Origin of the sequence: Maritimibacter sp. 55A14, assembly GCF_003122205.1 — a bacterium.
Lineage (GTDB): Bacteria > Pseudomonadota > Alphaproteobacteria > Rhodobacterales > Rhodobacteraceae > QEYE01.
In genome coordinates, this window is record NZ_QEYE01000002.1 from 193,352 (window position 1) to 212,896 (window position 19,545).

At 68.3% G+C, this 19,545-nt stretch carries 16 protein-coding genes and 1 riboswitch; of the genes, 3 read left to right on the forward strand and 13 right to left on the reverse strand.

Annotation, left to right across the window (positions count from 1 at the left end; translation table 11 throughout):
- Nucleotides 1-353: 353 nt before the first annotated feature.
- The 9 genes from murD to DDZ14_RS02595 all read right to left on the reverse strand — a co-directional run bounded on the left by murD (nt 354) and on the right by DDZ14_RS02595 (nt 11,130).
- Entirely contained in the window at nt 354-1,760 is a 1,407-nt protein-coding gene (gene murD, locus DDZ14_RS02555; RefSeq protein ID WP_109423375.1) for a UDP-N-acetylmuramoyl-L-alanine--D-glutamate ligase, read from the reverse strand.
- Between the two features lie 58 nt (nt 1,761-1,818).
- Nucleotides 1,819-2,904, reverse strand: a complete 1,086-nt coding sequence (mraY, locus tag DDZ14_RS02560; RefSeq protein ID WP_109423376.1) for a phospho-N-acetylmuramoyl-pentapeptide-transferase — start codon at nt 2,902-2,904, stop codon at nt 1,819-1,821.
- Complete coding sequence (murF, locus tag DDZ14_RS02565; protein ID WP_109423377.1) at nt 2,905-4,347, reverse strand: UDP-N-acetylmuramoyl-tripeptide--D-alanyl-D-alanine ligase; 1,443 nt, start codon at nt 4,345-4,347, stop codon at nt 2,905-2,907.
- A complete protein-coding gene (locus DDZ14_RS02570) occupies nt 4,344-5,831 on the reverse strand; it encodes a UDP-N-acetylmuramoyl-L-alanyl-D-glutamate--2,6-diaminopimelate ligase (protein WP_109423378.1) in 1,488 nt (495 codons plus the stop codon). The genes murF and DDZ14_RS02570 overlap by 4 nt, the downstream gene beginning before the upstream one ends.
- Nucleotides 5,832-5,855: 24 nt before the next feature.
- On the reverse strand, nt 5,856-7,640 hold the full coding sequence (locus DDZ14_RS02575; protein ID WP_109423379.1) for a penicillin-binding protein 2: 1,785 nt from the start codon (nt 7,638-7,640) through the stop codon (nt 5,856-5,858).
- Complete coding sequence (locus DDZ14_RS02580; protein ID WP_109423380.1) at nt 7,637-7,999, reverse strand: cell division protein FtsL; 363 nt, start codon at nt 7,997-7,999, stop codon at nt 7,637-7,639. Before DDZ14_RS02580 ends, DDZ14_RS02575 begins: the two co-directional genes overlap by 4 nt.
- Nucleotides 7,999-9,003, reverse strand: coding sequence for a 16S rRNA (cytosine(1402)-N(4))-methyltransferase RsmH (gene rsmH / locus DDZ14_RS02585; RefSeq protein ID WP_109423381.1), 1,005 nt, complete (start codon nt 9,001-9,003; stop codon nt 7,999-8,001). Before rsmH ends, DDZ14_RS02580 begins: the two co-directional genes overlap by 1 nt.
- A 2-nt stretch (nt 9,004-9,005) precedes the next feature.
- The gene (gene mraZ, locus DDZ14_RS02590; RefSeq protein ID WP_109423382.1) at nt 9,006-9,512 is read right to left on the reverse strand and encodes a division/cell wall cluster transcriptional repressor MraZ; all 507 of its coding nucleotides are present in this window, start codon (nt 9,510-9,512) and stop codon (nt 9,006-9,008) included.
- Between the two features lie 538 nt (nt 9,513-10,050).
- Complete coding sequence (locus DDZ14_RS02595) at nt 10,051-11,130, reverse strand: Mrp/NBP35 family ATP-binding protein (protein ID WP_109423383.1); 1,080 nt, start codon at nt 11,128-11,130, stop codon at nt 10,051-10,053.
- A gap of 393 nt (nt 11,131-11,523) precedes the next feature.
- Between DDZ14_RS02595 and DDZ14_RS02600 the strand changes: the two genes are divergently transcribed.
- Nucleotides 11,524-11,742 (forward strand): DUF1127 domain-containing protein, encoded by a 219-nt coding sequence (locus DDZ14_RS02600; RefSeq protein ID WP_109423384.1) that lies wholly within the window; start codon nt 11,524-11,526, stop codon nt 11,740-11,742.
- A 265-nt stretch (nt 11,743-12,007) separates the two neighbouring features.
- Here the strand turns inward: DDZ14_RS02600 and DDZ14_RS02605 are convergent, their stop codons facing one another.
- The 4 genes from DDZ14_RS02605 to DDZ14_RS02620 all read right to left on the reverse strand — a co-directional run bounded on the left by DDZ14_RS02605 (nt 12,008) and on the right by DDZ14_RS02620 (nt 17,434).
- On the reverse strand, nt 12,008-12,289 hold the full coding sequence (locus tag DDZ14_RS02605) for a hypothetical protein (RefSeq protein ID WP_109423385.1): 282 nt from the start codon (nt 12,287-12,289) through the stop codon (nt 12,008-12,010).
- Nucleotides 12,286-13,371 (reverse strand): hybrid-cluster NAD(P)-dependent oxidoreductase, encoded by a 1,086-nt coding sequence (locus DDZ14_RS02610; RefSeq protein ID WP_109423386.1) that lies wholly within the window; start codon nt 13,369-13,371, stop codon nt 12,286-12,288. The genes DDZ14_RS02605 and DDZ14_RS02610 overlap by 4 nt, the downstream gene beginning before the upstream one ends.
- 5 nt (nt 13,372-13,376) lie before the next feature.
- Nucleotides 13,377-14,609, reverse strand: a complete 1,233-nt coding sequence (locus DDZ14_RS02615) for an aromatic ring-hydroxylating dioxygenase subunit alpha (RefSeq protein ID WP_109423387.1) — start codon at nt 14,607-14,609, stop codon at nt 13,377-13,379.
- Between the two features lie 125 nt (nt 14,610-14,734).
- A riboswitch (cobalamin riboswitch) is annotated at nt 14,735-14,938 on the reverse strand.
- Between the two features lie 138 nt (nt 14,939-15,076).
- Nucleotides 15,077-17,434: an ATP-dependent helicase gene (locus tag DDZ14_RS02620; protein ID WP_109423388.1), complete on the reverse strand. Its 2,358-nt coding sequence runs from the start codon at nt 17,432-17,434 to the stop codon at nt 15,077-15,079.
- A 142-nt stretch (nt 17,435-17,576) separates the two neighbouring features.
- Between DDZ14_RS02620 and DDZ14_RS02625 the strand changes: the two genes are divergently transcribed.
- Entirely contained in the window at nt 17,577-18,170 is a 594-nt protein-coding gene (locus tag DDZ14_RS02625) for a ZIP family metal transporter (RefSeq protein WP_233252445.1), read from the forward strand.
- A 152-nt stretch (nt 18,171-18,322) separates the two neighbouring features.
- Nucleotides 18,323-19,477 (forward strand): alpha-hydroxy acid oxidase, encoded by a 1,155-nt coding sequence (locus DDZ14_RS02630; RefSeq protein WP_109423389.1) that lies wholly within the window; start codon nt 18,323-18,325, stop codon nt 19,475-19,477.
- Nucleotides 19,478-19,545: the final 68 nt, after the last annotated feature.

The window sequence follows — 19,545 nt, forward strand, 5'->3', positions numbered from 1 at the left end:
GCGGGCCTTAATCCGAATTGGCGCGATACGCTATTACCGTTGGCGAGTCTGGGACAAGCCGCGGGTTCGCCAGACCGCGGGATGGCGATCCGACGAATGAGCGGGAGGGTGGTTTATCCCTGCCACATCCGAGCAAAATCGAGGCTTTGCACGGGTGTCATCAGATCGCCAGCCCGTCGGCGCGGTCTGGTGACTGCGCGGCGGCCTGCGGCCTTGCTCCCGCGCGGGGGCATTACGAGGCTTCGCTCCGGGCCAACGTCACCCGTTCGGCTTTTCAGGATCTGGCCCCCGGCCCGCCCCGGCGCTTATGGGGGAGACCCCCCCCCCCTGGCGCGGCACGCACCGCCGCGGGGTCAGGACCGGTCCAGGACCCGCGCGACCTGGGCCATGAAATCCTCGCCCCGCGCCTCGAAATCCTTGTACTGGTCGAAACTCGCCGCCGCCGGGGCCAGAAGAACGGTATCGCCCGGCTCGGCCTCGGCGGCGGCACGCGCCACGGCCTCGGCCATCGTGCTGCAGACCTCATGCGCCGTGTCGGGAAGCTGGGCCGCGAAATCATGCGCGGAATGGCCGATCAGGTAGGCCTTCACCACCGCCCCCAGATGCGGGCCGAGCGGCGCGATGCCGCCCTCCTTGCCCAACCCGCCCGCGATCCAGCGGATCCGCGCGAAGGCCTGCAGCGCCTGCGCCGCGCTCTCGGCATTGGTGGCCTTGCTGTCGTTGACGAAGCGCACGCCGCCGGCCTCGGCCACCAGCTGGCTGCGATGCGGCAGGCCCGCGAAGCCCCTGAGCCCCGCCTCGATCTCGCGCGGGCCGAGCCCGAGCGCGCGCATAACCGCCCAGGCCGCGCAGGCGTTCTGGTGGTTATGCGCGCCCGGCAGCCCCGGCATCTCGCGCAGATCGCAGGAGCCCACCTGCGCACCCTTGCGCCATTCCGCCAGGAATCCCTTGCGCGCATGGACAGACCAGCCCGGTCCTCCCAGCTTGCGCCCGGCGGAGATGCGGATCACCCGCAGATCGCCCGGCGCCTCGGCAAGCTGGCCGGCCAGGAAACAGCCCTCCGGCTCATCGACGCCGATCACCGCGCGGTCCGGCCCGCCCTCGGCGAAGAGCCGCCGCTTGGCCGCGAAATATCCGCCCAACCCGCCATGCCGGTCCAGATGGTCGGGCGTTAGGTTCAGGAAGACCGCGATATCGGGGGTCAGCGCGCGGGCCAGCTCGATCTGGTAGCTCGACAGTTCCAGCACGATGACCTCGCCATCGCAGGGCGGGTCCAGATCGAAGACGCCGCGCCCGATATTTCCCGCAAGCTGCACCGGGCGGCCCGCGCTTTCCAGCAGGTGCGCGATCAGCGCCGAGGTGGTGGACTTGCCGTTCGAGCCGGTCACCGCCACCACCCGTGGCGGCTGGTCGAACGCGGCCCAGTCGCCGCTGCCCAGCGACGCGAAAAAGAGCCCGATATCGTTGTCCACGGGCACGCCCGCCTCCTGCGCGGCGGCCACGATCCGGTTGGGCGCGGGGTAGAGATGCGGGATGCCGGGGCTGACGATCAGCCGGTCCACCCCCTCCCACGCCTTGGCGCGCGAGAGGTCGTGCAGGAAGAAGCCCTGATCGTCGGCACGGGCGCGGGCCTCGGCGCTGTCGTCCCACAGCAGCGGCACCGCGCCGCCGGCTTCCAGCGCGCGCGCGACCGCCAGGCCCGAGCGTCCGAGCCCCAGCACCGCGACCCGCCGACCGTCATATCCCGCCACAGGTATCATGCCGCTCCCTCTTTCGCGTCTCCGGCGCCGGGGCGCCGCGGGCCTTCCGCCGGCCCGCTCAGCGCACCTTCAGCGTCGCCAGCCCGATCAGCGCCAGGATCAGCGCGATGATCCAGAACCGCACCACGATCTGGCTCTCGGCCCAGCCTTTCTTCTCGAAGTGATGGTGGATCGGCGCCATCAGGAAGACGCGCTTGCCGGTGCGCTTGAAATAGAGCACCTGGATGATGACCGACAGCGCCTCGACCACGAAGAGCCCGCCGACGATGGCCAGCACGATCTCGTGCTTTGTGACCACAGCGATGGCGCCCAGCGCGCCGCCCAGCGCCAGCGACCCGGTGTCGCCCATGAAGACGGCGGCAGGCGGTGCGTTGTACCACAGAAATCCCAGCCCCCCGCCGATCAGCCCGGCCGAGAAGATCAGCAACTCGCCCGTGCCAGGCACGTAATGCACGTCGAGGTATTCCGAGAAGTCGACGCGCCCCACCGCATAGGCGATCACACCCAGTGTGCCGGCGGCGATCATCACCGGCATGATCGCCAGCCCGTCGAGCCCGTCAGTCAGGTTCACCGCATTGGCCGCGCCCACGATCACGATCATCGCGAAGGGCACGAAGAATATCCCGAGATTGATCAGCACGTCCTTGAAGACCGGCAGGGCGAGCTGGTTTGTCAGTTCCCCCGGATGCACCTGTGTCGCCGCGATGCCCGCGAAGGCGGCGAGCAGGAAGCCCACGCCCAGCCGCACCCTGCCGGACACGCCCTTGTGGTTGTTCTGGGTGACTTTCCGGTAATCGTCCACGAAACCGATCAGCCCGAAGCCCGCGGTCACGAAGAGGGTGATCCAGACATAGGGGTTGTCGAGCCGGGTCCACAGAAGGGTCGAGACGACCAGCGCGCCGAGGATCAGCACCCCGCCCATGGTGGGCGTGCCGGCCTTGGTCAGCATGTGGCTCTCGGGCCCGTCGTCGCGGATCGGCTGGCCATTCGATTGCCTGCGGCGCAGCAGGTCGATCAGCGGCCGCCCGAATAGAAAGCCGAAGCAGAGCGCGGTGAAGAACGCCCCGCCGGCGCGGAAGGTGATGTAGCGGAACAGGTTGAAGAAATCGCCCCCATCCGACAGTTCCGTAAGCAGATAGAGCATTCAGCCCGTCCCCCGTTCTTGTTCCGCACCCGCCTGCCCCAGCCGGCGCAGCGCATCGACCACCAGGCTCACGCGGGAGCCCTTGGAGCCCTTGACCAGCACCACGTCTCCGGGATCGACCAGCGCATGGGCGCGCGCGGCCAATGCCTCGGCGTCGTCGGCCCGTTCGCCGCGCCGTTCGGGCGGCAGAGCCTCCCAGAGCGCGGCCATGCGCGGGCCCACGCAATGCACCCGCGTGATCGTCTGCATGGCCGGGTCGTCGGCCAGCGCGGCGTGGAGCGCGGCCTCCCGCGGGCCCAGTTCCAGCATGTCGCCCAGGACGGCGATGCGCCGCCCGCGCGCGATCCGGCCGACGTCATGCACCGGCTCGGCGGCCGCCAGCACCGCCAGCGCCGCCGCCATCGAGGCGGGATTGGCGTTGAAGGCGTCGTCGATCAGTTCGATTCCCGCGCCGGGCTCGACCCCGTCGAGCTGCACCCAGCCGCGCGTGCCCCGCCCCGCGGGCGGTGCCCATCCGGCCAGGCCAAGTGCCGCCAGCGCGCAATCGGCGCCCAGCGCCTGCACGACTGCCATGACACCCAGCGCGTTCATCGCGAAGTGCCGCCCCGCCGCGCCGATCTTGAAGACCAGCGGCGCCCGCGCGACATCGGCCTTCACGACCGTCGCCTGCGCCGAGAGCGTGACCGAGAGCGCCCGGACATCGGCCTCCACGTCCTCGCCGAAGCGTAGCACGTGCGCCCCGCCCGCCATCGCGCGCAGGATCGGAAAGGTAGCGATATCGGCGTTGAGCACCATGGTGCCGCCGGGTTCCAGCCCCTCGGCCAGCGCACCCTTCTCCCGCGCGATCGCCTCCAGCCCATCGAAGGCTTCCAGATGCGCCGCGGCGACCGTGGTGATCAACCCGACATGGGGCCGCGCGAGCCGCGAAAGCGGCGCGATCTCGCCCGGATGGTTCATGCCGATCTCGATCACCGCGAAATCGGCGTCCTCGGGCAACCGCGCCAGCGTCAGCGGCACGCCCCAGTGGTTGTTGAAGCTCTTCTCGGCCGCATGGACGCGGCCCTGCCCTTCGAGCGCGGCAACCAGCATCTCCTTGGTGGAGGTCTTGCCAACCGAGCCGGTGACGCCGACGACCTTTGCCTGGCTGCGGGCGCGCCCGGCGCGGCCCAGTGCCTCCAGCGCGGCCAGCACATCGGGCACGATCAGGAGCGGCGCGTCCTCCGCAACATCTTCCGGCACCCGGCTGACCAGCGCGGCGGCAGCTCCGGCGGCCAGAGCCTTGGCTACGAAATCGTGGCCGTCACGCCGGTCGGTCAACGCCACGAAAAGATCGCCGGGCCGCAGGCTACGCGTGTCGATCGAAACACCCAGCGCCACCCAGTCGCCCCGCACCTGCCCGCCCGTCGCGGCCACGGCCGCGGCGGATGTCCAGAGCGCCGTCATGCCACCCGCCCGTCGAGCGCGGCGACTGCCACGCTGGCCTGTTCCACATCATCAAACGGGTAAACGTCGTCGCCCACGGTCTGGCCGGTCTCGTGCCCCTTGCCCGCGATCAGCAGCGCATCGCCCGGACCCAACGCGTCGACCCCCCTCAGGATCGCCTCGGCGCGGTCATTGACCTCCGTCGCCCCGGAACATTCTTGCATTATTTCCGCACGAATTGCCCCCGGATCCTCTGATCTCGGGTTATCGTCTGTCACAAATACAACATCCGCGTGTTTTGCCGCCGCCTGCCCCATCAGCGGGCGCTTGCCCCGGTCCCGGTTGCCGCCGGCGCCGAAAACCACCACCAGCCGTCCCATCACATGGGGCCGGAGCGCGGTCAGCGCGGTCTCCAGCGCGCCGGGAGTATGGGCGAAGTCCACGAAGACCGTCGCGCCGTTGCCGCGCGTAGCGGCAAGCTCCATCCGGCCGCGCACGGTGGAGAGGCTGGACAGCGCCGCAAAGACCGCATCGGGCGCCTCGGCCGACGCGATGGCCAGCCCGGCAGCCGCCAGCGCGTTGGCGGCCTGAAACCCGCCGATCAGGTCAAGCCGGACCTGTCGGACCGCCCCCTGCCAGCGGAAACGCAATTCCTGCCCGGTGGCGTCGAACCGCTGCCCCTCGATACGCAGATCGGCGTTGTCGGCGCGGCCCACCGTCAGCAGCCGCTGCCCGCGCGAGCGCGCCAGCGCGGCCATCACCGGCCCCTTGGGATCGTCGAGATTGATCACTGCGCCGCCGTCATCGGGCAGAACCCGCGTGAAGAGCCCCGCCTTGGCGGCGAAATACTCCTCGAAGCTGGCATGGTAGTCGAGATGGTCCTGGCTGAAATTGGTGAAGGCGGCGGCCGCCAGATGGACGCCGTCCACCCGACGCTGCGCCAGCCCGTGGCTCGACGCCTCCATCGCGACATGGGTAACGCCCGCATCGGTCATGCCCGCCAGCACCCGGTGGAGCGTGATCGGCTCGGGCGTGGTGTGCGCCAGCCGCGTCGTCCAGGCGCCTTCAACCCCCGTGGTGCCGATATTGCAGGCCGCATGGCCCAGTGCCGTCCAGATCTGCCGGGTGAAGGTCGCGACCGACGTCTTGCCGTTGGTGCCGGTAACGGCCACCGCCACCTCGGGCTGGCGGTCATACCAGCGCGCGGCGGCGCGGGCCAGCGCCAGGCGAGGCTCCTCGGCAATCACCAGCGTGGCGTCGTGACGGGCCAGATCCTGCGCGGCGATGGCAGCCCCCTCGGTGTCGGTCAGCACGGCGGCGGCGCCCATGCGCAGCGCATAGGAGATGAATTCCGCGCCATGTACCCGCGTGCCGGGCATCGCGCAGAAGAGATGGCCGGGCTTCACATCGCGGCTGTCGACCGAAAGCCCGGTGACGCGGCGTGTGCCACCCTCCCCCAGCCCCAGCGCGCGGAGTGTCCTGGTCTCATCCCGTTGGCTGGTCATGGCGGTTCCGTCCCGGTCTTTCGCTCAGTTGCCCGTCAGCCTTACCCCGAACCCGTCACCGGGTTCAATCTCGGGTCGCATGTCCAGCAGCGGGGCGACGCGGCGGATGATCTCGGCGCTCACCGGCACCGCCGTCCAGCCCGCGGTCCGGCGGGTTTCGCCCAGAGCGGTGATGTTGGGCTCGTCGAGTGTGACTACCAGCACATAGGCCGGATCATGCGCGGGAAAGACCGAGGCGAATGTCGCGATCACCTTGTCCTCGTAATAGCCGCCCTGGGGGCGGGGCTTGTCGGCCGAGCCCGTCTTGCCGCCCACCGCGTAGCCCGGCACCTCGGCGAAACTGGCAGTACCACGTTGAACGACCTGGCGCAGCATGCCGCGCACCACCCGCGAGGTCTCCGCCGAGATTACCCGCTCGCCCGGCACCGCGCGCCCGGCTTCATGCAATAGCGTCGGCGTGACCCGCGTGCCGCCATTGACGAGCGCGGCATAGGCCGCGGCGAGATGCAGCGGACTAGCCGAGAGCCCGTGCCCGTAGGAAATGGTCATCGCCGAAAGCTCCGACCAGTTGCCCGGCAGCAGCGGGTGGATCGCCGGGGCCTCCACCAGTTCCACCGGGACAGGCTGCAAGAGACCAAGGCGGTCGAGGAAGGCGCGCTGACGCGTCGCCCCGATCTGCTGGGCCAGACGCGCGGTGCCGATGTTGGAGCTTTTCACGATCACTTCGGTGACGCTCAACTCCTTGCCGAAATTGTGGAAATCGTTGATCCGGTATTTGCCCCAGCGCAGCGGCCCCTGGGTGGAGACCATGGTCTGCGGCGTGGCGATGCCTTCCTCCAGCGCCTGCGCGACGGCGAATATCTTGAAGGTCGAGCCCAACTCGTAGCGCCCCTGCACGGCGCGGTTGAAGAGCGGGCTGTCGGACGGATCGCCCTTGAGCAGCGGCACCGGGCGGTCGTTGGGGTCGAAATCGGGCAGCGACACCAGGCTGACCAGCTCGCCCGTGCGCACATCCATCAGGATCGCCGTGGCCCCCTTGGCGTTCATGATCTTCATGCCGCCCTCCAGCACCCGGCGCGCCGCCGCCTGCACCGTCAGATCCAGGGAAAGCCGCAGCGGCGTGCCACCGCGAGCGGGATCGCGTAACTGCACATCGAGCGCCTTTTCGATCCCGGCCACCCCGATCACCTCGGCCGAATGCACGCCTTCGCGCCCGAATCCCGCGCCGCCCAGCACATGCGCGGCCAGCCGCCCATTCGGATAGAGCCGCATCTCGCGCGGTCCGAAAAGCAGCCCAGGCTCGCCGATGTCATGCACGCCCTGTTGCTGCTCGGGCGAGAGTTTCTTCTTGATCCACAGGAACTTGCGTTTGCCGGTGAACTGCTTGCGCAGGGTCTCTTCCTCGAGATCCGGGAAGATTTCGGCCAACTCGCGCGCGGCCCGCTCGGGGTCGATCATCAGCGGCGGCTGGGCATAGAGCGAACTGGTGACGAGATTGGTCGCCAGGATGCGCCCGTTACGGTCGGTGATGTCGGCACGCGTGGCCAGGATCGCCGGGCCGACGCCGCCGGCGCGCGGTTCCTCGGCCTCGGTGGAGGCCAGCACCGCCATGCGCGCGCCCGCCGCGCCGAACATCATCACGAAGGCCAGCGCCAGCACCACCAGCCGGCTTTCGGCGCGCAGCCGCATCCGGTCGCGCATGCGTTCGTGCCGGATGCGGATGTTCTCGCGTTCGATCGCGTCAGGGTTCTCGCCACGGGCACGGGCCTGGAGGATACGCGCCAGCGGACGCAGGGGGGTGCGTGTCATCGGGTGGCCTCCTCGGCTGCTGCGGCGGCGGTGGACACATCCATGGTCCGGTTCAACTCGAACCGCGTGACCGGGCGCGGATAGGCGACCTGCGAGACATCGCCAAAATGTTCCGGGGCGAGCGGCATGAGTTGCAACCGCTCGAAATTCAGCTCCGCCAGGTCGCGCAGGCGCTCGGGCCGGTTGAGATAGGCCCATTCGGCGCGCAGCACACCAAGCTGCTCGCGTGCGCTGCCGATCTGGCGCTGCAACTGCTTCACCTCGCGCAGCGCCTGCTGGGTCTGGTAGTTTTCATGATAGGCCCAGAAGGCCAGGGCCATGACCACAAGCGCCGAGACAACATAGAAAAATCCGCGCATCACGCATTCCCCTTACTGACCAGCCCCGGCAGCCCCAGCGCCGCCCGGTCCTGACGGCCGACCGGTGCGGACGTGCGCCGCGCCACGCGCAGCTTCGCTGACCGCGCCCGCGGGTTCGCAGCGACCTCGGCGGCATCCGCCGTCACCGCCTTCTTCGTCACCATCTCGAAACGTGGCGCGGGCGCATCCGCCGCCGGGGCATGGCGGCTGCCGCCCCCGGCCCAGCCCGCGCGCATCTGGAAGAAGCGCTTCACGATCCGGTCCTCCAGCGAATGGAAGGTCACCACCGCCAGCAGGCCGCCCGCCACCAGCACGCGCTCCGCCGCCTCCAGCCCGGCGATCAGTTCGCCCAACTCGTCATTGACCGCGATGCGCAGCGCCTGGAAACTGCGCGTGGCCGGGTTGATCTGGCCCGGTTTGGCGCGCGGCAGACAGCCGGCGATGATCTCGGCCAGCCGGCCGGTCGTCGTGATCGGTGCCTCGGCGCGGGCCGCGACGATGGCGCGCGCGATCCGGCGCGAGGCGCGCTCCTCGCCATACTGAAACAGGATGTCGGCCAGTTCCGCCTCGTCCAGCCGCGCCACCAGATCCGCGGCGCTGGGGCCGCTCCGGCTCATCCGCATGTCGAGCGGGCCATCCTTCGCGAAGGAGAACCCGCGCTCGGGCTGGTCGATCTGCATCGAGGAGACGCCGATATCCAGCACCACCCCGTCGAGCGGCCCGCCGGCATGGCGGTCGAGGTCGCCGAAGGTTCCTTCGACCAGGCGCAGCCGGTCGCCGTAGTCCGCCGCCCAATCGCGGGCGCGCGCGAAGACCTCCGGGTCGCGGTCCACCGCGATCACCCGCGCCGCGCCCGCCTCCAGCAGTGCGCGCGTGTAGCCGCCCGCCCCGAACGTGCCGTCGAGCCAGGTGCCCGAAACCGGCGAGACGGCCGCGATCAGCGGGCCGATCAAAACCGGGATATGCGGGGGATCATGGGGAGAGTTGCGCGCCCCGGTCGCCATGGCTATTCCCCTGCCGGGCCGGGCCCGTCGAGCAGTTCGAGCGGATCGAAATCCTCGTCATAGTCGTCATACCAGCGATCGACCTCCGCCTCGTGCTTCGCATAGGCGCCGGGCTCCCAGATCTGGAACGTATCGCCGGTGGCGATGAAATAGGCCTCGGTCGTCACGCCGATCTTGTCGCGCAGCTTGGCGGGCAGAACCAGCCGGCCGGTTTCGTCCACCTGCGTCGGGTGGGACTGGCCGTTGAACAGTTTTTCCAGAAGTTTCCGCGCCTTGGAGCCGCGCGGCAGCTTGGCGATCTTGGCATCCACCTCGGCGATGGCTTCCATGTGGTAGCCTTCCAGATAATCGCGCCGGTGGTCACCGTAGACGATGACGAGATTGGGGCTCAGCCCTTCGGTGTATTCGGGGTCGCAATCCTGGAGCACGCGGCGAAACGAGGCCGGGATGGACACCCGCCCCTTGCTGTCCACCTTGTGGACGCTTTCGCCTCTGAACGTCCGCGCCACGGCGTCGTCCCTCCACTGCCCCCTTAAAACGAAACGGCGGACCGAGCCGCTGCCATTGGCCCAATCCGCCGCCCTCGTCCCATCTCTGGGCTGTTCGGCTGCGCTGCCACCTGGGGGGATGTCTGCTCGCTAGCGCGCCGAATCTCTTCGTTCGATGAAAGCGGGGCCTGTATGAAACCTGACTTTGTAACTTCCGGGTCTTGCTGCCCGTTTGTTCCCGTCTTCATCTGCAATTAGGGATGCCACGGGATATCATGGAAATCAACACCATTTTGTGGGAACCACTGGTATTTTCTGCGGAACTTCCCGGAATGCGACTATCCGGCACGCTGCATCGCGCTGACTCGAGAGACGTGGTTGTGTGGATGGCTGTCAGAGACACCACATCTAGTACGAAAACGGGAAATCGCATGGATTCCCACGAATTCCCGAAATTTTCCTGCACTTAGAGGATCAAAACAGGAACATTATTGCCGGGCGTCAAAATCGTGGACGAATCACGCGGGATTTCATGGGAAAACCGGGGCGATTCGGCCGCTCAGGCCATGCCGCCGCCCACCAGACGCGCCGCAAGATGGGCGAAGGCGTCTGCCATCGGCCCCTCGCCCGCCGCGATCGGCGTGCCGCTGTCGCCCGCGATGCGTGTCTCCAGCGACAGCGGGATCTCACCCAGGAAGGGCAGGCCCAGCGCCTCGGCCTCGGCGCGAACGCCGCCATGCCCGAAGAGATGCGCCTCGTGCCCGCAATCGGGACAGACATAGGACGACATGTTCTCGATGAGCCCCAGGATCGGCGTCTTGAGTTTCACGCACATGTCCATCGCCTTGCGTGCGTCCAGAAGCGCGACATCCTGCGGGGTGGAGACGACCAGCATTCCGGTCACATGCGACCGCTGGCAGAGCGTCATCTGCACGTCGCCCGTGCCCGGCGGCAGATCGACGATCAGAACGTCCAACTTCCCCCATTGCACCTGTCCCAGCATCTGCTGTAGCGCGCCCATCAGCATCGGCCCGCGCCAGACGACGGCCTCGCCCTCCTTCAGCATCAGTCCGATCGACATCATCGTGACGCCATGCGCCCGGAGCGGGACGATGGTCTTACCGTCGGGCGAGGCGGGTTTCTGGCTCACCCCCATCATGCGCGGCAGAGACGGACCGTGAATATCGGCGTCGAGCAACCCCACGCGACGGCCCTGCCGGGCGAGCGCCACCGCGAGGTTGGAGGCGACCGTGGACTTGCCCACACCGCCCTTGCCCGAGGCCACCGCCAAAATACGATCCACGCCCGCGATGCGCTGCGGCCCCTGGCTTTTCGTCGGATGCCCGCCGATCCTGAGCGCCGGCGCCTCGCCCGCCGGTTTCGGCTTGGGCGCCGGACCATGCGCCGTCATCGCCACGCTGGCCTGCTCCACGCCCGCCAGTGCGGCAACGGCGCGCTGCGCTTCGGCCCGGGCGGGCTCCATCGCGGCGGCGGCGTCTGCCTCCACCTCGATGACGAAACGCACCGTGCCGCCGTCGATGTCGAGCGCGCGGATCATGTCGCGCGAGATCAGATCGCCGCCATCGGGCAGTTCGATGGTCTTGAGCACAGTCAGAATATCGTCGCGACTGGCGGGCATGGGGCCTCCGGCATCGGGCGTTACGCTCTCTGCCCCTTACTTGTTCCGATCGTGGACCGGCGCAAGGGGCGCGCAGAGAGGGCGCAAGCGGCGCGAATCTCTCTGCACTGCAGCATTGCCTTGCTGGAGCCCGGAACCAGGGTGCCGCACCTTCCCGCATTTCTGGAAGCGATGAGTTACGCTACGTAAAGCACCATTGTGGCTCATTTAATCAAAAACAAGTCAACAAATATGCATCTTTGCCGCCGGACTGTGCAGCCTGTGGATAGGGGTTGCACTTTCTGCATAGCAGCATTGATCATTCTCCGGATTGCGGCGACGCAGCAAAATCCTAGATGATGATCACAACGCGGAACACACCGCTCCCGACACACTGACCGAAAGACCGAATCCATGGCCGTCGCAATCCAGACCCCGCTGAGCACTCATATGGCCGAGCTCCTCTCCGACGCGCTGCTGCACGCCCCGCGCGCGGTTGGCGATGTCATCCGTTTCCGCCGCACCCGCAAGGCGCTGGCGGCGCTCGACAACAAGACCCTGGCCGATCTCGGCCTGGCCCGGTCGGAGATCGACCGCGCCGCGCATGAGGCCGTCTACGGCACGCGGCTCTGAGACACTGAGTTCAGAAAGCCCTCCTCCTCCTCCCTGGGTTTTCTGTTACCTCGCGGCGGTGCCCTCCTCCTCCCTGGCACCGCCGCCCTTTATTCCGGCCCCCGCGCCGGCACGGTCCGCAGGTCGGACCGGGCGCGCCGGGCCAGCCGAGTTCAGGAGATCCGCCTCCTCCCTGGATCTTCTGTTACCTTGCGGCGGCGCCTCTCCTCCTCCCGGGCGCCGCCGTTTTTCTTTTTCGGCAAGCGCGCGCCCACGGGGCCCTTTTCTAATGCAGCCGCCGCCGCACACGCGGGCAGCCGCGCCGCACTGGGCGCATGAACGCCGCGCGCGCCGCATCGCGCAGGCAGTCGCGGAAAAGCTCCTGGGCCAGCGACAGGCACGGTTGCGCCGGGAGCCGCCGCAGCGCCGCCCCCGCCGCCTGGCGCATATCCGTTCCCGCCGGCTGAGACAGCAACCAGTGCAGGAAAGCCTGCCGCGCCATACGCTCCGCGTTTTCGTCCGCGACCGGGCGCTGCGAGAGCCCGTCGATGATCTGCGCCAGGGTCAAACCTCCACCTCGACGCGCCCGATCGGATGCGAGCAGCAGGCCAGGATGAAGCCCGCGTCGATGTCGGCCTGGCTGATGCCGCCATTGTGGACCATGTGGACCTCGCCCGCGGATTTGCGCACCTTGCAGGTGCCGCAGACCCCGAAGGTGCAGCCCGACGGGATGTTGAGGCCCGAGGATTTCGCGACCGAAAGCACGGTGTCGGTCTCCATGCAGGGCGCGGTGACGCCGGAGGCGGCGAAGACCAGTTCCGCCGCCGCATCCCCCTGCGGCACCACGTCGTTATGCACCGGCGCGTCGGCCTTGCTCTCGACCGGGGCCTGGAAACTCTCCTGGTGATAACGGCCCATGTCGAAGCCCATGCCGATCAGCATGTCCCGAACCGCCTGCATGAAGGGTTCGGGGCCGCAGCAGAACACCTCGCGCTCCAGATAGTCCTGCGCCATCATCCCCAGCATGAGCTGGCTGAGCTGCCCGCGATAGCCGGTCCAGACGTCGAACGGATCGTCCTCGCCCACCACCAGGTGCAGCCGGATGCCCGGCGCGCGGCGCGCCATGCTTTCCAGCCGGCGCCGGAAGATCAACTCCGACGGGCGCCGCGCGCAGGTGACGAAGCAGATATCCGGCGCCTCACCCAGATCGAAGAGGAACTCGGTCATCGACATCATCGGCGTGATGCCGGAGCCAGCGGAAATGAAGAGATACTTTCGCGACGCGGTGCGCGGCAGGGTGAAGATACCCGCCGGCCCGATGGCCCGCAGCCGCATGCCGGGTTTGAGGTTGTCCATCATCCAGCGCGTGCCCACGCTGTCGGGCTGTGCCTTGGCGGTGATCGTCAGAGAAAGCGGCCGCGACGGGCTGGAGGAGATCGTGTAGGTCCGGTGCACCGGCCCGCCGGGCACCGGGATCTCCAGCGTGACGAACTGCCCCGCGCGATAGCGGAACCAGGCGCCCGACGACGCCCGGAACGTGAAGGAAAAGACATTGGGCGCCTCGGGCACGACCATCGTGCATTCCAGCGCCTCCTCGTCGGACCAGGCGGCGGCTTCGTCGAGCTGCGGAAACTGGGTCTGGATCGTCATCGCGCCTACTCCGCCGCCACCAGCCCGCGTCCGGTCAGGCCGCGCAGCATCGTCTCGCGGTACCAGTCGAGGAACTGCATCACCCCGGCCTCCTGGACCGCCGAATAGGGTCCGGGCACATAGGCCGGTGAATTGATCCCGATCTGGTTCTCCTCGACCACCCGGCGGTCCTCGTCATTGGTGTGGGTCCAGACCTCGGTCAGCCGTTTGAGGTCGTAATCCACGCCCTCCACCGCGTCCTTGTGGACCAGCCATTTCGTGGTCACTTCGGTCGTCGTTGGGGTCAGCGGCGTGACCCGGAAGACCACCGCATGGTCGGACAGGAAGTGGTTCCAGGTGTTGGGGTAATGGAAAAGCAGAAGCGTACCCGCGTCACGGATCGGCACCTCGCCCAGCGGCCGTTTCACGGCCACCTGCCCGTCCATCGTGAAGCTCTCGGCCCGGCCCATCAGCGGCATCCGCGCCAACCGCCAGCCGGCATCGGGCCCAAGCACGAAGGTCGAGGGCAAACCGGCCGCCTCGCAGCGCACCCAGTGCTCGGAGACCGCGGCCGGCATCTCGCCGCCAGAGCCGGTGATCAGCGGATCGTCGGAATAGGTGCGGCAGAGCGACGGATGCGAGCCCGCGCAGTGATAGCATTCGCGGTTGTTCTCGATCACCAGCTTCCAGTTGCCGTTCTCCACGATCGTGCTTTCATGCGCGATCCTGGCATCCGCCAGCCGGTGCGGGGCCAGATAGCGCGCGACCTGCTCCCCGAAGGCGTCGAAGGCCGGTGGCGTGTCGGCCAGACAGATGAAGACGAGCCCGCCCGCCTCGCGGCAATGGACCGGGTGCAGCCCATGCCGTGCGGGGTCGAAATCGGGACCCATGTCGCGCGCCCAGAGCAACCGCCCGTCCAGCTCGTAGGTCCATTGGTGATAGGGGCAGACCAGCTTGGGGTTGCTGCCGCGCCGCACCGAACAGAGCCGCGACCCCCGGTGCCGACAGGAATTGTGGAAGGCGCGGATCGCCCCGTCGGCGCCGCGCACAACGATCACGCCCCAGTCGCCGATCTGGAGCGTGACGAAATCGCCCGCCCCGGCGATCTCGCAAGCGGGTGCCGCAAACAGCCATTCGCGGCCGAAAATCCGCTCCATCTCGATCCGGAAGAGACCGGAATCGGTGTAGCAGGCGCGGGACAGCGAATATCCCGTCCGTTCGGTCATCAGGAGGGAGAGCGCATCGGCTTCGCGCATCATGTGTCGTCCTCGTCTCGGGCCGCGTGCCCCGCGGCCGGGTGGTGAAGGACGGATGACAGATACGGGCAAAGCCCACGCAGCCGGTCAGACGCCCCGGCCCCGCGACCCGCCCGCACCGCCACCCGCGGCTTGGCGTGACACAAGGCTGGTTTCCGGGCTCGGAGAGGGGTCATTCGACCGGCATGGGCGCCTTCCCGGGGGGCGTCACCCCAGTGGCATCTCGCTCATGCTCAACCCTCCCACACCGTTGCGGGGGCAGCGCCGGGCTCTCACCGGCTTCCCAATTCTCCACCCCTTTCGGGGGCGGCACCTTGCTGCGCGATCCATACCGCGATGCGCGTCGCGCCCGCATCACAAAAACGACCAAAGCGATCCGGTTCGAGACAGCGCCCGGCCCGCCGCACGGGGCTCGCGCAGCCGGTATCCCCGGCAAGGATCTTGCGCCGCAAGCGCGCGCCGGGATCGGCTCAGAAGGGCACGTCGTCGGGCGCGGTGACGAAGCGCGCCACGACCTTTTTCACGCCCGCCTTTTCGAAGGCGATCTCCAGCTTGTCGCCTTCCACGCCGGTGACATGGCCATAGCCGAATTTCTGGTGGAAGACCCGGTCGCCCTGCGCGAATCGCGCCACCGCCTCAAGGTCGATGACCGGGCTGCGGCTCTCGCGCGGCTGGCTCAGCCCGCGTTCGCCGGCGCGCGCCTGCATCCGCCGCCAGCCGGGCGAGTTGTAGACATTGGCCTGCGCCGCGCGGTCCTCCAGGTCCGAGCCGCGCATCGCCGCCGCCGCGCCGAAGCCCCCGCCATAGAGCCCCGGTGGGGTCAGCACCTCGACATGGGCCTCCGGCAACTCGTCGATGAAGCGCGAGGGCAGCGCCGATTGCCATTGTCCGAAAACCCGGCGATTGGCGGCGAATGAGATGGTACAGACTTCCTCGGCGCGGGTAATCCCGACATAGGCCAGGCGACGCTCCTCCTCCACGGCCTTGAGGCCGGTCTCGTCCATCGCGCGCTGCGACGGAAAGAGCCCGTCCTCCCAGCCCGGCAGGAAGACGGCGGGAAACTCGAGCCCCTTGGCGGCGTGCAGCGTCATGATCGAGACCTTGGCGCCGCCCTGCTCGGTCTCGTTGTCCATGATCAGCGCCACATGCTCCAGGAATCCGCCGAGATTCTCGAACTCTTCCAGCGCCTTGACGAGTTCCTTGAGGTTCTCCAGCCGGCCGGGCGCTTCGGGCGTCTTGTCGGCCTTCCACATCTCCGTGTAGCCAGATTCGTCGAGGATCTGCTCAGCCAGTTCGACATGGTTCAATCGGCCCTCGCGGTTAAGCGCGCCCCAGCGGGCGAGCCCCTCCAGCAGCACGTGCAGCGCCTTGCCCCCCTTGCCGCCGATCGCACCGGCTTCCAGCGCCAGCGCCGCGCCCTCTACCAGCGACACGCCATGCGCCCGCGCCTCGGCCTGTATCTTCTGCTGCGCCACGTCGCCCAGCCCGCGTTTGGGTGTGTTGACGATCCGCTCGAACGCCAGGTCGTCTTCGGGGCTGACCACGAGGCGGAAATAGGCCATCGCATCGCGGATCTCGAGCCGTTCGTAGAATCGCGGGCCGCCAATAACGCGGTAAGGCAGCCCGATGGTCAGGAACCGGTCCTCGAAGGCGCGCATCTGGTGGCTGGCGCGCACGAGGATCGCCATGTCGTCGAGGCTCATCGGCGACATGCCGCGGGTTCCGCGGCTCATCGCCTCGATCTCCTCGCCGATCCAGCGGGCCTCCTCCTCGCCGTCCCAATGGCCGATCAGGCGCAGCTTCTCGCCGCCCTCCGCCTCGGTCCAGAGCGTCTTGCCCAGCCGTTTCTCGTTGGCCGCGATCACGCCCGAGGCGGCGGCCAGGATATGCGGGGTGGAGCGGTAATTCTGTTCCAGCCGCACCACATGGGCGCCGGGAAAGTCCTTCTCGAAGCGCAGGATGTTGCCCACCTCCGCGCCGCGCCAGCCATAGATCGACTGGTCGTCGTCGCCCACGCAGCAGATGTTGGAATGGCCCTGCGCCAGCAGCCTGAGCCAGAGATACTGCGCCACGTTGGTATCCTGGTACTCGTCCACCAGGATGTAGCGGAACCAGCGTTGATACTGGGCCAGCACGTCCGGATGAGCCTGGAAAATCGTCACCACATGCAGCAGCAGATCGCCGAAATCCACGGCGTTGAGCGTGCGCAGCCGCTCCTGGTAGGCGGCGTAGAACTCGGTGCCGCGGTTGTTGAACGCGGCGGCATCGGCGGCGGGCACCTTCTCGGGCGTCAGTGCGCGGTTCTTCCAGCCGTCGATGAGATGCGCAAGCTGGCGTGCCGGCCAGCGCTTGTCGTCGATATTCTCGGCGCGCAACAGTTGCTTGAGCAGTCGGAGTTGGTCATCGGTGTCGAGAATGGTGAAATTCGATTTCAGCCCCGCCAGTTCCGCGTGGCGGCGCAGGATTTTCGCTGAAAGTGCATGGAAGGTGCCCATCCACTTTATTGGAGACCTCAGGTCAAAAGGCGTTCTTGATAGCCGATCTTTCATCTCGCGGGCAGCTTTGTTGGTGAAAGTCACGGCGAGGATCTCGTCTGACTCCGCGCGGCGAGTCGTTACAATATGCGCCACACGTGCCATCAGCGCCTTGGTCTTGCCGGTGCCCGCGCCCGCCAGCATCAGCACCGGCCCGTCGAGCCGCTCCACCGCATCGCGCTGCGCCGGGTTGAGATCGTCGAGATAGGGCGCCCCCCGCGCCGCCATCGCGCGCGCGGCCAGCCCGCCTGATGCTGCGCCCGCCGGGGGGCTGTTTTCATCCGTGTCGCTCATGCCGGCCAATCTAGCCCGGTCCGGTGGGGAGTTAAAGATTTGTTCGCAGATTGTTCCCGACTTTCCGCCACCGCCGCGTTGCCCTAGTCTACGTCCCTCAGCCTAGGGACCGGAGGCCGCCCTGTCGGAACTCGCACAAGCCATGCTCCTGTCGCTACTGGCTGGAGCCGCCATTCCGGCCGGTGCCGCACTGGCAATGCGCGAGGATATCCAGTCCGATTGGCTGGAGGCCGAATTCCGCCACGGCGTCATCGCCTTCGGCGGCGGCATTCTGCTGGCTGCGGTGGCTTTCGTACTGGTGCCCGACGGAACTGCCAAGCTGCCGGTCTGGGCCGCGATGGCCGCACTGGGGCTCGGCGGGGTAGGATTCGCGCTGCTCGACCGGCTGATCGAGACGCGCCTGGGCCAGATGGCGCAGCTCGTGGCGATGCTGGCCGATTTCCTGCCCGAAGCCCTGGCGCTGGGGGCGCTCTTTGCCAGCGGCTCGTCGAGCGCACCGCTCCTGGCGCTGATGATCGGGCTCCAGAACCTGCCCGAGGGCTTCAACTCCTGCCGCGAGCTGTCGGCCGCAGGGCTGATGAAGGCGCCGGCGCGGGTGCTGCTGCTCTTCGCCGGTTTCGCTTTTCTGGGTCCGCTGGCGGCGCTGGGCGGGCACCTTTGGCTGGTGGACTATCCGCAGGCGCTGGGCGCGCTCATGCTCTTCGCTGCGGGCGGCATCCTCTACCTGATCTTCTAGGACATCGCCCCGCAGACGCCGCTGGAACGCCACTGGGGCCCACCGCTGGGCGCCGTGGCGGGCTTCATGGCGGGGCTGCTGGGGCATCTGCTGATCGGCGGATAGCGACGCAGCCCCTTCCCGATCCGCCCGCCCCCGCCTAGAAAAGGCTCATGGATCTCGATCAGACCTATCCAGCGCTCTCAGACCTGGCCGCAGCCTGCCGCAGGCGGGTGCCGCATTTCGTCTGGGAATATCTCGACAGCGCCACCGGCACGGAATCGGTCAAGGCGCGCAACCGCGCGGCGCTCGACGCGGTGCTCTTCCGCCCCGCGATCCTGACCGGCGAGGCGACGCCGCGGCTGGAGACCGATCTGATGGGGCGCAGCTACGCGCGCCCTTTCGGCGTCGCGCCCGTGGGCATGGCGGGGCTGGTTCATCCCGGCGCCGAAGTGGCTCTGGCGCGGGCCTCGCGCGCGGCCCGCATGCCCTATTGCCTCTCGACCGTCGCCACCCGCCTGCCCGAGGAGATCGGGCCGGAGGCAGGCGAAATGGGCTGGTTTCAGCTCTACACACCCAGGGATCACGACATCCGCCGCGACATCCTGCGCCGCGCCCGCGCGGCGGGTTTCCATACGCTGGTGCTGACCGCCGACCTGCCCGGCCCGTCCCGGCGCGAACGGGAGCGCCGCGCGCAGATCAGCTTCCCGGCGCGGCTGACGCCCCGGATGCTGGCGCAGATCGCGCTGCGACCGCGCTGGGCGATGGCCACGTTGCGCCACGGCATCCCGCGGCTGAAGCTCATGGAAAGCTACGCGCCCAAGGCCGCCGGCCCAGCCGCGCCGGTTGCCCATATCGGCTATCAGCTTCGCGAGGCCCCCGACTGGGACACGCTGGCGGAAATCCGCGACGAATGGCAGGGTGCACTCGTGGTCAAGGGCGTGCTTGACCCGCAGGACGCGCCGCGCCTGATCGCGGCGGGCGCGGACGCGATCTGGGTATCGAACCACGGCGGCCGCCAGTTCGACGCGGCCCCGGCCAGCCTCGACGCACTGCCCGCGCTGCGCACCGCCGTCGGGCCGGATTATCCGCTTCTGATGGATGGCGGCATCGCGTCGGGGCTCGACATCATGCGCGCCTTGGCGCTGGGCGCCGACATGGTTATGCTGGGACGCGGCTTCCACTATGCGCTTGGGGCCTGCGGCACAGCCGGCGCGGCGCATCTGGTACATCTGCTGACCGAGGATCTGACCGCCGGCATGGTCCAGATCGGCGCGCGGAGCCGCGGCGATCTGGCAGCCCGGCTGATCGTCCCCGCGCCCGCCTGAGGCCCGCGCCGTTTCGCATCGGCGAAGTCAGGTCTTATCATGCGCGCCAAATGTCGCTTCCGGCGCTT